Below are 13,327 nucleotides of genomic sequence, written 5' to 3'. Positions count from 1 at the left end.
ATCATCGCGGCGGAAGCCGCGCCCACGCCGGGCCATTCTCCTCTCCGCTGTCCGGATCGTTACTGGCAGGATCTAGCCATGGGCGCCCCCACGACTCACAGAGGCTTCTGGACCCGCGACCTACGAGCTGACAAACACTGGCCCCTGCTGCCGTTCGACGTGCCCGCCGACTGCCGGTCCATCGCCGTCACGCTGGAGTTCGACCCGGCGTCCGGCGCGGTGATCGACCTGGGCTGCGATGGCGCGAACGGCTGGCGCGGCTGGTCGGGCGGCGCACGCACGAGCTACGTGATCACCCCCGACGCCGCCACGCCCGGCTACGTCCCCGGCGAGCTGGAACCGGGGGAGTGGCACGTCGTGCTCGGCCTGCACCGCATCCCCGCGAAGGGCGTCGAGGTGGCGGTCACGATCGAGACGGACACCGACGCGAAACCCGCGCCAGCGCGCCCGAACCCGCCGGTACCGGCGAAACCGCGGCCACGCGGCCTGCCGGCGGCGGCAGGCCTGCGCTGGGTCGCGGTCGACCTGCACGCGCACACACTGCATTCTGACGGTTCCCTGACGATCGCCGAACTGGCGGCGGAGGCGGTCGCGGCCGGGCTCGACGCGCTGGCCGTCACCGACCACAACACGGTCAGCCACCACGCGGAACTGTCCGAGATCGGCCGCCGCTACGGCATCGCGCTGATCCCGGGGCAGGAGATCACCACCGAGTTCGGGCACGCCAACGCCTACGGCGACATCGGCTGGGTCGACTTCCGCGAACCGGCCGCGAACTGGGTGAAGACGGTCCGCGAACGCGGCGGCCTCCTGTCGGTCAACCACCCCCTCGGCGGCGACTGCGCGTGGCGCCACCCGCTGCCGGAACACCCACCGCTCGCGGAGGTGTGGCACTCGAGCTGGCACGCCTCGAACTGGGGCGGACCGGTCGCGTGGTGGCAGGCGTGGGGCAGCGAGGCAACCCCGATCGGCGGCAGCGACTTCCACGTGCGTGACAGCGGTGTCCGGCTCGGCGCACCCACGACGTGGGTGGCGGTCGACTCGCACGCCCGCAACGCCGACGAACTGGTGACCGCGGTGCTCGACGGCATGCGGGCCGGCCGCACGGCGGTGTCGGCCGACCGCACCGGGCCGGTTCTGTTGCCGGTCGACGGCAAGGTGCTCGCGCTGGACGCCCCCGGCACGCTGGTGGTCGGCCGCGACGTCACGCACAAGGTGCGGTTCGATCGCGACACGTTCGATCCGCCTGGGCCGCACGGCCACGTGTTGTGCGGTCACGACGGGTCGGTGCTGGCGTTGGCCGGGACCCCGCTCTGAGGGTTGTCCAGAGGGCAGGACCGCTTCGCGCCACTGGCCATGCCCTGAAAGGCGCTTTCGGGACGTCGAGTGTCCCGAAAGCGCCTTTCAGGGCACGCCGCATGCCGTGCACGCGCCTGATGGCGCCTGGCCGGGGAGGTACCGCCACCAAGCTGTGCTCGCGCTCTGCCCGTCTTCGGCACTAATCTCCGTCCCGTTCGGACCACTGTTGGTGAAAGACCAACGGGACTCGATGACGAGAGGTGCCGAGATGCGAGTTCGCCGCACGCTGGCGTTGGCCGCGGCCGCCGTCACCACCATGGCTCTGACCGGTTGTCTCGGGCAGCAGCAGGAGTCGGACACCGGCCGCAACGCGGACGCCAAGGACGTGACCCTCACCGTCACCGCCAACGCGGTCGCGGGCGGCAAGAACGAACTCACCGCGAAGTGGGTCACCGAATGGGTGATTCCCGAGTTCACCAAGCAGCAGAAGGACAAGGGCGTCAACGTGACCGTCGAGTACGACGGGATCGGGGTGGACGACGCGGACTACAAGGCGAAGATCGCGCTGGACTTCAACACCGACATCGGTGGGGACGTCGTCGAGATCGACGGCATCTGGCTCGGTGAGTTCGCGCAGGGCGGGCAGGTCCGGCCGCTGGACGACGTGGTCGGCAAGGACGAGGTCGACGCATGGGACGGCTGGGGGCAGATCCCCGACGCGGTCCAGGCGGTCGGTGCGTTCGAGGACAAGCGCTACGGCATCCCCGTCGGCACCGACGGGCGGGTGATCTTCTTCAACAAGAAGCTGTTCGCGCAGGTCGGGCTGCCCGCGGACTGGCAGCCGACCAGCTGGGACGAGATCACCGCAGCGGCCGTCTCGCTCAAGCAGCTTCCCGGCGTCATCCCGATGCAGCTCAACGCGGGTACCGCGATGACAGAGGCGACCACCATGCAGGGGGTGCTGCCGCTGCTCGCGGGCACCGGCGCGGAGATCAACCAGGACGGCAGGTGGCAGGGCGCCACCAGCGAGGTCAAGTCGGTCCTGGACTTCTACCAGCAGGTCTACGGCGGCAACCTCGGTGACCCGCTGCTCGCTCAGGAGGCCAAGGGCCGCGACAAGTCGTTCGAGCTGTTCGCGCGGAACAAGGTCGGCATGCTGTTCGAGAGCGACTACTTCTGGCGTTCGGTCGTCGACCCGGCCGTCGGGGTGGCGAAGATGGCCGACCGGGACAGCGCCGTCGGCTGGGCGAAGATCCCCGCGATGAACCCCGGTTCCGGCGTCGACGGGCAGGACTTCGTCAGCATGTCCGGCGGGTCGGTCCGGGTGCTCAACCCGAACACGAAGTACCCGCAGCAGGCGTGGGAGCTGCTGCGGTTCATGAACTCGGCGGCGGCCACCAAGGCGCGGCTGGGCGACACGGCCCAGATCACGCAGCGCGAGGACGTGAACGACGAGGTGCTGGGGAACGACCCGATGCTGAGCTTCGTCGCCGAGGAGGTCCTGCCGATCACCCGGTTCCGTCCCGGCCTCGCGGACTACCCGAAGGTGTCCAGCGCACTGCAGCAGGCGACGGCCGACATCATCGCGGGCAGGTCGGCGGACGAGGCCGCGTCGGCGTACGAGGACGCACTGGTCGAGGCAGTGGGGGAGGACAAGGTTGCCCGCGGGTAGCCGGGATTCCTCCGGTCTGGGCGTGGCGCGGGCGATCGGCTTCGTGTCGCCCGCGCTGCTGCTCATCGGGCTGTTCCTCGTCTTCCCCGCGCTGTGGACCATCTACATCGGACTGACGAACTACACGCTGACCGGGCCCGCGTCGGTCGCGCCGTCGTTCGTGGGGCTGTCGAACTTCACGGCCGCGCTCGACGACGCCCTGTTCGGCAACGCGCTGTGGCTGACGCTGGTGTTCGTCCTCGGGTCGGCGGTGCTCGGCCAGAACCTGCTCGGGTTCGGGCTCGCGTGGGTACTGCGGTCGGCGAAACCCGTGGTCCGGCGGGTGGTCGAGGCGTGCGTGCTGCTCGCGTGGATCCTGCCGAGCGTGGTCGTCGCCTATCTGTGGACGGCCGTGCTCGACCGGGACGGCGGCACGCTGAACACCCTGCTCGGCAACGAGTCGACGGCGTGGCTCGTCGAGTACCCGATGGCGTCGCTGATCGTGTTCAACACGTGGCGCGGCACCGCGTTCTCGATGATGCTGTACAGCTCGGCGCTGGCCGCGGTGCCGCCGTCGCAGCTGGAGACCGCGAAGACGGTCGGCGCGAGCGGCTGGCAGACCGTGCGGGACGTCGTGTTCCCGCACATCCGCGGCCACGTGCTCACCAACACGCTTCTGATCTCCCTGTGGACGGCCAACGACTTCACACCGTTCCTGCTCACCGCGGGCGGACCGAACCACGAGTCGGAGACGCTGCCGGTGTTCATCTACCAGCAGGCCATCGCGAACGGCGAACTCGGCTACTCGGCGGCGATCTCGTTCCTGCTGCTGATCGTGAACCTGGTGGTGGCGCTGCTGTACCTGCTCCTGCTCAGGAGGCGCGCGTGACCTTCCGTCAGATCCTGCGCCGCTCGCTGTACACGATGCTGATCGCGGCGCTACTGGCGTTCTTCGCGGTCCCCATGCTGTGGCTGGCGTCCGCGCCGTTCGACAGCGACCCCGGCGTCGGCCTGCGCTGGCCGGACTGGACGCTCGACAACTGGCGCATCACCTTCGACCACCCCTACGCCCTGGGGTCGCTGCTGAACTCGATCGTGCTGTGCGCGGTGGCGACGGTCGTGACCACGGCGCTCGGCACGCTCGCGGCCTACGCGCTGTCGCGGGTGCGCATCCCGGGCCGCGACGCGCTGCTGTACCTGCTGTTGCTGCTGTCCAGCGTGGTCACCGGCACCGCGGCGATGGTGCCGATCTTCGTGATGATGTTCCAGCTGGGCCTGATCAACTCGCAGTACGCGACGGGCCTGGTGCTCGCGGGCGGCATGCTGCCCGCGGCGATCTTCATCCTCAAGGACTTCGTCGACTCGGTGCCCCGCAGCTACGAGGAGTCCGCGCGGGTCTTCGGCGCGTCGCCGTGGCAGGTGCTGCGCCACATCGTGCTTCCGGTGGCGCGGCCGGGCATCGCGACGATCATGGTGTGGGCGTTCGTGCAGGCGTGGGGCAACTTCCTCCTGCCGTTCCTGCTGCTGCGCGACGTCTCCGGGCAGCCGGCGGCCGTGCTGCTGCGCACGCTCAAGGACGAGGGCGGCAGCGCGAACCTGACGGTCATCCCGGTGTTCTCGCTGCTCTACGCCGTCCCGGTGGTGGCGCTGTACTTGTTCGTCAACAAGCGGTACGGGTTCCGCTTCCACGGAGGGATCAAGGCCTGATGGCGGCAATCGAGCTGACCGGTCTGTCCACCGTGTACCCGAACGGGGTGCGCGCGGTGGACGAGCTGGACCTGTCGATCCACGACGGCGAGTTCTTCGCGCTGCTCGGCCCGTCCGGGTGCGGCAAGACCACGCTGCTGCGGACCGTCGCCGGGCTGGAGCAGGCGGCGTCGGGCACGGTCGCGCTCGGCGAGCGGGACGTGACCCGCACCGAGGCCGGCAAGCGCGGCGTCGCGATGGTGTTCCAGGACTACGCGTTGTTCCCGCACATGACGGTGGCGCAGAACATCGCGTACCCGCTGCGGGTGCGCAGGGCGTCCAAGCAGGCACAGCGGGACGCGGCGGAGTCCACGTCGGCGGGCCTCGGGCTCGCCGGGCTGCTGGAGCGGCGGCCGGGGCAGCTGTCCGGTGGGCAGCAGCAGCGGGTGGCGCTGGCGCGGGCCATGGCCATGTCGGCCGAGGTGCTGCTGCTGGACGAACCGCTGTCGAACCTGGACGCGCGGCTGCGGCTGGAGGCACGCACCTTCCTCAAGCGGCTGCAACGCGATCTGGGGCTGACCACGGTGTTCGTGACGCACGACCAGGCGGAGGCCCTGGCGCTCGCGGACCGGATCGCGGTCATGGCCGAGGGCCGCATCCGTCAGCTCGGCACGCCGAAGGACGTGTTCGGGCGGCCCGCGGACACCTTCGTCGCGAACTTCATCGGGTCCACGCCGATGAACCTGCTGACCGGTGCCGTGCACGACGGCTTCCTGGAGGTCGCGGGCGCCCGGCTCCCCCCGCCGCCTGGCCCGGCACTGGCGGACGGTGCGAAGGTGGTGGTCGGCATCCGGCCCGAGTACCTCCAGCCGGCGGCCGAGGGCATCACCGGCACGGTGTCGATCGTCGAGACCCTGGGCGTGACCTCGCTGGTGACACTGGAGTGCCCTGGCGAGGTCCTCGTCGGCCTGACGGTGCCCGAACACGAGGAGCCGGCGGTGGGCACGGCTATGACCGTGGCTCCGGCGCCGGGCCGGCTGCTGGTGTACGACGCGGAGACCACCGGGCTGCTGGCAGCGTAGCGAGCACGACCAGCAACGCGAGGCCGCACCAGGTGAACTCGTTGCCGATCACGTGCTGCCACCACGACCAGTCCAGCTCGCGGTCGTACCGGTTGGGCAGCACCCAGTGCGGCGGCGCGACGAACACCAGCAGTCCCGCCACCGCCGCGACCCGCGCAGGCCAGCGCCACTCCCGCAGCCGGGGCACGAGCCAGACACCGGCGAGCATCGCCCACACCCAGTGGTGCGACCAGGACACCGGCGAGGCCAGCAGCCCGGCGGTGGCGGCGGCGAGCAGTGCGGCCAGGTCGTCCCCGGCCACCCGGGCGCGGCGCACGGCGACCCAGCCCAGCGCGGCCACCACCAGCGCGGAGGTCAACCACAGGGCGGTGGTGAGCGGGCCGCCGAGCCCGAGACGGTGCCAGAACCCGTTGAGGGACTGGTTGCCGGTGTAGGTCAGCCCGCCGATCCGCGTCGGGTCGCCGAGCACGGTGCCCAGGTAGGCCACGGTGTCGGCGGGGGCCAGCGCCCACACCAGCAGCGACACGGCGGCGAACGCGGCGACCGAGGTGAACACCGGCCGCCACTGGCGGTGCGCGGCGAAGAACAGCAGGAACGCGAACGGGGTCAGCTTCACCGCGGCCGCGAGCCCGATCAGCGTGCCGCGCGGCCACCAGGTGCGGGGCAGCAGGCAGTCGGCGACCACGAGCACCATCAGCACCAGGTTGACCTGCCCGAAGCTGAGCGTGAGCCGCACCGGTTCGAGCGCGACCCCGAACGCGAACGCGGCGGCCACGAGCGTGACCGGCCGCCGCACCACGACGACCGCCACCGCGGCGAGCGCGGCCAGCGACACCGCGGTGAGCGCCGCGACCGCCACCGCGACCGGCACCACCGCGAGCGTGGTGAACAGCATCGCCGCGACCGGCGGGTAGGTGAACGGCAGGCCGGTGCCGTACCGGCTGCCGAACTCGTCGGTGTACAGGCCGAACCCGTCCAGCCACGCCTGCCCGCCGGCGCGGTAGACCCGCAGGTCCATGAAGTTCTGGAAGTCGACGAGCAGGGCCAGCACGGCCGCCGTGACCAGGCAGGCACCGGCGACCGCCAGAACTCCGGATCGACGCGCCACGGCTCACCCCCGGCCGGGCAGCCTATCGGTCGGCGACCAGCCGCACCGCCAGCGCACCGAAGATGGCCGCGGACACCCGGTTCAGCCAGCGCTGCGCGGCGGGCCCGCGTACCAGCAACGCCGACAGGGTGCCCGACGCGATCCCGACGGTCGCGTCGACACAGAACCCGACCACGACGAGGATCCCGCCCATGACCAGGAACTGGACCGGCATCGCCCAGCCGTCCTCGGTCGCGGGACTACCCGTAGTTGCGCTTCGGCACGGTTGGGCCGGTGTTCCGGAGACGATCGGCCCAACCATGGGCAACCCAGCCCATGGCGGCACCGGCGACGTTCAGTAGTACGTCATCGACGGCCATGACACCCTGGTCCAGTACGAACTGGGCGAATTCCACGCTGATCGACAACATGGTGGCGCCGATGAGATTCGTAGTCGTTTTTCGATTCTTTCGCGCTGCGATCAGCGATAGGCTGAAACCAAGGGGGATAAACAGTACGATGTTGCCGATGATGCCGGCTATGGTCACGGTCGCAGTCGTCTGACCTGTAAGCGCATGGAAAGTGTCGATCGCTGGAACGAGGGAGACCTTCGCCTCCCGTGAACTGTATCCGAGCCGGGTGCCCAGCGTGATGTAAATGATCGCGATGATGGACAAGCTCAGCGCGCAGGCTTGCAGTGTTCGAGTCAGCCTGTTGTGTTCGGTTCTCGATGTGATCACCCAGGCCCCGAGCAATGCCACTGCGAGCAAGAGGGCGATGGTGAAGCTGATCGGGTTCCCGAAAGCGCGCGTTAGTTGAGTCAACGATATCCCCCGGCGACTCGGATGTTCGGTTTCGACGCGACGTAGTCGCCCAGGATGTTCCCGCTCGTGTTCGAGGAGACCGTGACCGAGCGGAGGAGTCATCACCCCGTTGAACTGGCGGCGCCGCCTTGCGTGATCAGGCGGGCAGTTCGCTGCGCAGCATCCGGTAGAGCACCTCGTCCCGCCATGCGCCGTCCCGGAACGTGTGCTCCTTCAGCACCGCCTCCCGCACGAACCCGGCCTTCTCCAGGGACCGCTGCTCGGCGATGTTCCCCGCCTCGGTGGCCGCCTGGATCCGGTTGCCCGGCGAGTGCGCGAACAGGTAGCGGGCGAGGAGAAGTTGCGCGGCCGCCCCGAGCCCACGCCCCCGCGCGGCGGGCAGGAGGCTGATCCCGATCTGGTGCACGTACGCGGTGTGCCCGGTCCGCACCCGCTCCCACGACACGAACCCGGCCGTGGCCCCTTCGGCCTCGACCATGAGCACGCTCTTGTCGTCGGTGAGCAGGCCGTTCTCCGCGAACCGGCGCCGCCACAGGCCGGGGTCGGAGAAGCCACCCCAGTTGAACTCCCCGATCAGGGCCGGGTCGGCGAACATCTCGTCGAGCCTGTCGAGGTCCGGTTCGGTCACCGGACGCAGGCGCGTCCCCTCGGTCATGCCCGAACGGTACGCGGGCATGACCGAGGGGAGCGGTCACACCAGCTCGGCGTCGAGTGTGATCGTCGTGCCGGTCAGCGCCGCGGACACGGGGCAGTTCTTCTTGGCGTCCTCCGCGGCCTTGGCGAAGTCCTCCGCCGAGAGGCCGGGGATGCTGGCCCGGACGGTCAGGTGGATGCCCGTGATGCCCTCACCCGGCTGGAACGTCACCTCCGCCTTGGTGTCGACGGACTGCGGCGGGGTGCCCGCGCCGGCCAGCCCGTGCGAAAGAGCCATCGAGTAGCACGTCGAGTGCGCCGCCGCGATGAGCTCCTCCGGGCTGGTCTTGCCGTTCGCCTCGTTCGCCCTGGACGGCCACGACACCTCGTAGGTGCCGATGCCGGACGAGTCCAGCGACACGGTGCCGGACCCGTCGAGCAACGCGCCCTCCCAGTGGGCGTTCGCGGTGCGGGTTGTTGCCATGAAAACTCCTCCTCGGAGCAGGACTGCTGAGTGCCGGTGCCGAGTCTGCCCCACGGCACCGGCGCCCGCGCGGGCGTGTGACCCTGCCGTCAGTCCACTCTCGATTCTCGCTCAGGTGTTCGATAGGCTGTCACTCGTCGAGCACGGCGGGGTGGGCCGGATCGTCCACCCGTACCGCGAAGTCGGCCGCGTACAGGGGGCGCGCGCCCGAGTGGTACCGCTCGAAGGCAGGCAGCGACCACGCGTCTGCCTCCGGGGTGCGCCTGCGCAGCGCGGCTGGGGAGAGCCAGAGGTGAACGGAACAGTCGAACGGAAGGCCGCGGCCGAGCAGCAGTTCGCCGTCGAGCACGAGCACGCCGCCGCGCGGCAGGTCCACGTACTCCGCGCGGGTGGCACGGTCGGTCCCGGTGTTCCACAGGGCGGGCAGGACCCGCCCGGAGCCGCCGGGGCCGAGCGGGTCGAACACCTCGCGCACGAGCCCGCCCAGGTCGAGCCAGTCGTCGTGGCGGGCGTCGGGGTCGGTCCTGCCGCGTTCGAACCGCAGCGACGCCGGCCGCAGGAAGTCCGAGGTGGACACCCGCCGCACCGGCCGTCCGCGCAGCCGCAGCTCGTCGGCGAGCCGGTCGGCGAACGCGCCGGGCTCGGCCGGTGGCGCGCCGTCCACCCCCACCCTGGTCCACTCGCCGCCCGCGCGCGTGATGATCGTCTCGGTCACCTCGGTGATCAGCAGGTCGGGCGAGACGGGGCGGAAACGCATGCCTCGATCATGCCAACGCCGCGAGAACTGTCGGTGGCCCGCGGTAGAACGATCGCATGCACACACAGCACGAGACACGCCGCCGAGGGCTCTGCCGGACCGCCGAGATCTCGTCGTAGGGTGGTGCCTCGTGGCGGCTGATTCGTTCGTTCATCTCCATGTGCACACCGAGTACTCGATGCTCGACGGCGCCGCCAAGGTCGCGCCGCTGTTCGCCGAGGCCAAGCGCCTCGGCATGCCCGCCGTGGGGATGACCGACCACGGCAACATGTACGGCGCCGACCAGTTCTACCAGGAGTCGCGCAAGGCCGGGATCAAGCCGATCATCGGCATCGAGGCCTACATCGCACCGGCCAGCCGCTACCACAAGAAGCCGATCTTCTGGGGTGAGGCGCGGCAGCGCAGCAGCGACGAGCTCGGCGAGGGCGGCGACGTGTCGGGTGGCGGCGCGTACACGCACATGACGATGCTCGCGGGCAACGCCACCGGCCTGCGCAACCTGTTCACGCTGTCGTCCCGCGCGAGCATCGAGGGCTACTACCGCAAGCCGCGCATGGACCGCGAGCTGATCGCCGAGTACGCCGAGGGCATCATCGCCACCACCGGCTGCCCCTCCGGCGAGGTGCAGACCAGGCTGCGGCTCGGTCAGACCGCGGAGGCGATCCAGGCCGCGTCCGACTACCGGGACATCTTCGGCAAGGAGAACTTCTTCCTCGAGCTGATGGACCACGGGCTGCCGATCGAGCGCTCGGTGCGCGAGGGCCTCCTCGACATCGCCCGCAAGCTCGACCTGCCACCGATGGCCACCAACGACTCGCACTACGTCACCAAGGACCAGGCCGAGGCGCACGCCGCGCTGCTGTGCGTGCAGTCGGGCAAGACGCTGTCGGACCCGAACCGCTTCAAGTTCGACGGCGACGGCTACTACCTCAAGTCGGCCGAGGACATGCGCGAGTACTGGGACTCCGAGGTCCCCGGCGCGGCCGACTCGACGCTGCTGATCGCCGAGCGCGTCGAGTCCTACGACGAGATCTGGGCACACGTCGACCGGATGCCGGTGTTCGACGTCCCGGAGGGGGAGACCCAGGCCAGCTGGCTCCAGAAAGAGGTCATGCGCGGCCTGAACTGGCGGTTCCCCGGCGGCATCCCCGACGGGTACGTCGAGCGGGCCGAGTTCGAGCTGGGCGTGATCACGCAGAAGGGCTTCCCGGCGTATTTCCTCGTCGTCGCCGACCTGGTCAGCTACGCGCGCAGGGTCGGCATCCGGGTCGGCCCCGGCCGTGGTTCGGCCGCTGGCTCGCTCGTGGCGTACGCCCTGGGCATCACGAACCTGGACCCGATCCCGCACGGCCTGCTGTTCGAGCGGTTCCTCAACCCCGAGCGCACCGCCATGCCCGACATCGACATCGACTTCGACGACCGCAGGCGCGGTGAGATGATCACCTACGCCACCGACAAGTACGGCTCGGACAAGGTCGCCCAGGTCATCACGTTCGGCACCATCAAGACGAAGGCCGCGCTCAAGGACTCGGCCCGCGTCATCCACGGCCAGCCCGGCTTCTCGATCGCCGACCGGATCTCCAAGGCGCTGCCGCCGCCGATCATGGCGAAGGACATCCCGCTGGCCGGCATCGTCGACCCGAAGCACGAGCGCTACGCCGAGGCCACCGAGGTCCGCACGCTGATCGAGACCGACACCGAGGTCGGCAAGATCTTCGAGACGGCCCGCGGCCTCGAGGGCCTGATCCGCAACGCGGGTGTGCACGCCTGTGCGGTCATCCTCTCGAAGACCCCGCTGATGGAGTCCATCCCGCTGTGGCAGCGCGACGACGGCTCGATCATCACCGGCTGGGACTACCCGTCCTGCGAGGCCATCGGCCTGCTGAAGATGGACTTCCTCGGCCTGCGCAACCTCACGGTCATCGGCGACGCGATCGACAACATCAAGTCCAACCGCGGCGAGGACATCGACCTCGACACGCTGGGCCTGGAGGACGAGAGCACCTACAAACTGCTGTCCCGTGGTGACACGCTCGGCGTGTTCCAGCTGGACGGTGGCCCCATGCGGGACCTGCTGCGGCGCATGCAGCCGACCGGGTTCGAGGACATCGTCGCGGTCGGCGCGCTGTACCGCCCCGGCCCGATGGGCATGAACGCCCACAACGACTACGCCGACCGCAAGAACAAGCGGCAGCAGATCAAGCCGATCCACCCGGAGCTGGAAGAACCGCTCAAGGACATCCTGTCCGAGACCTACGGCCTGATCGTCTACCAAGAGCAGATCATGTTCATCGCCCAGAAGGTCGCGGGCTACTCCATGGGGCAGGCGGACGTGCTCCGCAAGGCGATGGGCAAGAAGAAGCAGGAGGTGCTGGACGCCGAGTTCGAGCGCTTCGAGGCCGGTATGAAGGCCAGCGACCTGCGGCCGGGCGGCTTCTCGTCCGCCGCGATCAAGGCGCTGTGGGACACGATCCTCCCGTTCGCCGGCTACGCGTTCAACAAGTCGCACGCGGCCGCGTACGGCCTGGTGTCGTACTGGACGGCGTACCTGAAGGCGAACTACCCGGCCGAGTACATGGCGGCGCTGCTCACCTCGGTGGCGGACAACAAGGACAAGTCCGCGGTGTACCTGTCCGAGTGCCGCCGCTCCGGCATCAAGGTGCTGCCGCCGGATGTCAACGAGTCGGGCCTGCGCTTCGCCGCGGTCGGCACCGACATCCGCTTCGGCATGGGCGCGGTCCGCAACGTGGGTGCCAACGTGGTCGAGTCGATCATCAAGACCCGCGAGGCGAAGGGCAACTACACGAGCTTCACCGACTTCCTCGACAAGTCGGAGCTGGTGGTCTGCAACAAGCGGGTCGTCGAGTCGCTGGTCAAGGCGGGCGCGTTCGACTCGCTCGGCCACACCCGTCTGTCGCTGGTGCAGGCGCACGAGGAGGCGGTGGAGGCGGTCGTCGGCCTGAAACGCCAGGAGGCGATGGGCCAGTTCGACCTGTTCGGCTTCGGCGACGACGAGTCGTCCACCCCGTCGAGTGACTCGAGTCCGCTGGCACACCTCAAGTTCACGCCGGACGAGTGGCCACGCAAGCAACTGCTGGCCTACGAACGGGAGATGCTGGGCCTGTACGTGTCGGCCCACCCACTGGACGGCGCGGAACGCCTGCTGCGCAAGCACGCCCCGAAGGCGATCGCCGACATCCTGGACAACCCGCCCAAGGAAGGCGAGATCGTCCTGTCGGGAATGATCTCGGCGATGGAACGCCGGGTGAACAAGCAGGGCGAACCGTGGTGCATCTGCACGATCGAGGACCTGGACGCCTCGATCGAGGTCCTGTTCTTCGCGAAGAGCTACTCGGTGCTGTCCCAGGACCTGGTCGAGGACGCGGCGGTCGCGGTCAAGGGCCGCGTGAACTGGCGCGAGGACAAGATGTCGGTGTTCGGCTCCGGCCTCGTGCCGCTGGACATCACCGACGCCGACCTGGCCGCCCCCGGCGAGGAGGCCCCGTTCATCCTGCTGTGCAACCCGGGCAAGCTGAACGACGAGGTCGTCGGCGAACTGAAGAACACCTTGTCCGCGCACCGCGGTGACACCCCGGTGCACCTGAAGTTCGCGCACAAGGAGAACGGCATCACCTTGGCGCTGGACGACTACCCGATCAAGGTCTCCCCGGCGTTCCTCGGTGAGATCAAGGCGATCCCCGGGGTCGCCGTCGACGCCTGACCGGTCGACCGCTTCCGTCCGGGACCCGGACGGACTGTTCAGCCCGCCGGCGCCTGCGATCCAGCGGACCGTCGCCCCCTGTGGACAACCGACCCGCGGCGGC

General features: G+C 69.6%; 12 protein-coding genes. 6 read left to right on the top strand and 6 right to left on the bottom strand.

Annotation, left to right across the window (positions count from 1 at the left end; translation table 11 throughout):
* Positions 1 to 78: 78 nt before the first annotated feature.
* From ACFPCV_RS22240 to ACFPCV_RS22220, 5 genes are all read left to right on the top strand, one after another.
* Positions 79 to 1,317: a CehA/McbA family metallohydrolase gene (locus ACFPCV_RS22240; protein WP_378058214.1), complete on the top strand. Its 1,239-nt coding sequence runs from the start codon at positions 79 to 81 to the stop codon at positions 1,315 to 1,317.
* Positions 1,318 to 1,567: 250 nt separating this feature from the next.
* A complete protein-coding gene (locus ACFPCV_RS22235; protein WP_378058213.1) occupies positions 1,568 to 2,971 on the top strand; it encodes an extracellular solute-binding protein in 1,404 nt (467 codons plus the stop codon).
* 22 nt (positions 2,972 to 2,993) lie between these two features.
* Positions 2,994 to 3,839 carry a carbohydrate ABC transporter permease gene (locus tag ACFPCV_RS22230; RefSeq protein ID WP_378058212.1) on the top strand — a complete coding sequence of 282 codons (846 nt, stop codon included), beginning with the start codon at positions 2,994 to 2,996 and terminating at the stop codon, positions 3,837 to 3,839.
* Positions 3,836 to 4,657 carry an ABC transporter permease subunit gene (locus tag ACFPCV_RS22225; protein ID WP_378058211.1) on the top strand — a complete coding sequence of 274 codons (822 nt, stop codon included), beginning with the start codon at positions 3,836 to 3,838 and terminating at the stop codon, positions 4,655 to 4,657. Before ACFPCV_RS22230 ends, ACFPCV_RS22225 begins: the two co-directional genes overlap by 4 nt.
* Entirely contained in the window at positions 4,657 to 5,718 is a 1,062-nt protein-coding gene (locus ACFPCV_RS22220) for an ABC transporter ATP-binding protein (protein WP_378058210.1), read from the top strand. Before ACFPCV_RS22225 ends, ACFPCV_RS22220 begins: the two co-directional genes overlap by 1 nt.
* Here ACFPCV_RS22220 and ACFPCV_RS22215 read toward each other — a convergent pair.
* The 6 genes from ACFPCV_RS22215 to ACFPCV_RS22190 all read right to left on the bottom strand — a co-directional run bounded on the left by ACFPCV_RS22215 (position 5,645) and on the right by ACFPCV_RS22190 (position 9,503).
* On the bottom strand, positions 5,645 to 6,826 hold the full coding sequence (locus tag ACFPCV_RS22215) for a glycosyltransferase 87 family protein (protein WP_378058209.1): 1,182 nt from the start codon (positions 6,824 to 6,826) through the stop codon (positions 5,645 to 5,647). The two genes, ACFPCV_RS22220 and ACFPCV_RS22215, sit on opposite strands and share 74 nt — an antisense overlap.
* Positions 6,827 to 6,848: 22 nt before the next feature.
* Complete coding sequence (locus ACFPCV_RS22210) at positions 6,849 to 7,040, bottom strand: hypothetical protein (RefSeq protein ID WP_378058208.1); 192 nt, start codon at positions 7,038 to 7,040, stop codon at positions 6,849 to 6,851.
* Between the two features lie 25 nt (positions 7,041 to 7,065).
* Positions 7,066 to 7,566, bottom strand: a complete 501-nt coding sequence (locus tag ACFPCV_RS22205; protein ID WP_378058726.1) for a VanZ family protein — start codon at positions 7,564 to 7,566, stop codon at positions 7,066 to 7,068.
* 199 nt (positions 7,567 to 7,765) lie between these two features.
* On the bottom strand, positions 7,766 to 8,284 hold the full coding sequence (locus ACFPCV_RS22200; protein WP_378058207.1) for a GNAT family N-acetyltransferase: 519 nt from the start codon (positions 8,282 to 8,284) through the stop codon (positions 7,766 to 7,768).
* Between the two features lie 36 nt (positions 8,285 to 8,320).
* The gene (locus ACFPCV_RS22195; RefSeq protein ID WP_378058206.1) at positions 8,321 to 8,746 is read right to left on the bottom strand and encodes an OsmC family protein; all 426 of its coding nucleotides are present in this window, start codon (positions 8,744 to 8,746) and stop codon (positions 8,321 to 8,323) included.
* Between the two features lie 130 nt (positions 8,747 to 8,876).
* Positions 8,877 to 9,503: a nucleoside/nucleotide kinase family protein gene (locus ACFPCV_RS22190; protein ID WP_378058205.1), complete on the bottom strand. Its 627-nt coding sequence runs from the start codon at positions 9,501 to 9,503 to the stop codon at positions 8,877 to 8,879.
* A gap of 130 nt (positions 9,504 to 9,633) precedes the next feature.
* Here ACFPCV_RS22190 and dnaE point away from each other — a divergent pair, with 130 nt between their 5' ends.
* Positions 9,634 to 13,224, top strand: a complete 3,591-nt coding sequence (gene dnaE / locus ACFPCV_RS22185) for a DNA polymerase III subunit alpha (protein ID WP_378058204.1) — start codon at positions 9,634 to 9,636, stop codon at positions 13,222 to 13,224.
* Positions 13,225 to 13,327: the final 103 nt, after the last annotated feature.

This window comes from Actinophytocola glycyrrhizae (assembly GCF_042653545.1).
GTDB classification, from domain to species: domain Bacteria; phylum Actinomycetota; class Actinomycetes; order Mycobacteriales; family Pseudonocardiaceae; genus Actinophytocola; species Actinophytocola glycyrrhizae.
This window is presented reverse-complemented; position numbering and strand designations above follow the sequence as displayed.

Coding starts and splice junctions, on each gene's coding strand:
- ACFPCV_RS22240 (WP_378058214.1), top strand. CDS start 79: ATGGGCGCCCCCACGACTCACAGAGGCTTCTGGACCCGCGACCTACGA.
- ACFPCV_RS22235 (WP_378058213.1), top strand. CDS start 1,568: ATGCGAGTTCGCCGCACGCTGGCGTTGGCCGCGGCCGCCGTCACCACC.
- ACFPCV_RS22220 (WP_378058210.1), top strand. CDS start 4,657: ATGGCGGCAATCGAGCTGACCGGTCTGTCCACCGTGTACCCGAACGGG.
- ACFPCV_RS22210 (WP_378058208.1), bottom strand. CDS start 7,040: ATGCCGGTCCAGTTCCTGGTCATGGGCGGGATCCTCGTCGTGGTCGGG.
- ACFPCV_RS22200 (WP_378058207.1), bottom strand. CDS start 8,284: ATGACCGAGGGGACGCGCCTGCGTCCGGTGACCGAACCGGACCTCGAC.
- ACFPCV_RS22195 (WP_378058206.1), bottom strand. CDS start 8,746: ATGGCAACAACCCGCACCGCGAACGCCCACTGGGAGGGCGCGTTGCTC.
- ACFPCV_RS22190 (WP_378058205.1), bottom strand. CDS start 9,503: ATGCGTTTCCGCCCCGTCTCGCCCGACCTGCTGATCACCGAGGTGACC.